The organism is Lysinibacillus sp. GbtcB16 (genome assembly GCF_019091145.1).
Classification (GTDB): Bacteria; Bacillota; Bacilli; order Bacillales_A; family Planococcaceae; genus Lysinibacillus; species Lysinibacillus fusiformis.
On record NZ_JAGXJV010000529.1, the window covers coordinates 1 to 262 of the forward strand.

The following is a 262-nucleotide window of genomic DNA, read 5'->3' on the forward strand; positions in this document are numbered from 1 at the left end:
TCTACAATTAAAATTGTTGGCTGCTGACTAGTGTTTGCTTGGGAAACTTCTTTAAAATTATGTTGTTCCTGTAAAATAGTATGTATTTCTTTATATTCATAAAAAGGAACTTGGATTTTAAATAAGATAGAAGCTTTATAGTAATCTACCTGCAAATGTCCATCCATACGTTCTAGCAGTTCTTTACTTATTAATAAACCGATTTCAGTGCGAGTATCTTCATAAGTAACAGTAGAGTTGCTAGTCGCTTTAAAGGTTAAAT

General features: G+C 30.5%; 1 protein-coding gene. It reads right to left on the reverse strand.

The genetic code is table 11. From position 1 onward, the window contains the following. Positions 1 to 262: hypothetical protein (locus KVT27_RS25120; protein WP_217582224.1), on the reverse strand; the 262-nt coding region annotated here is incomplete at both ends.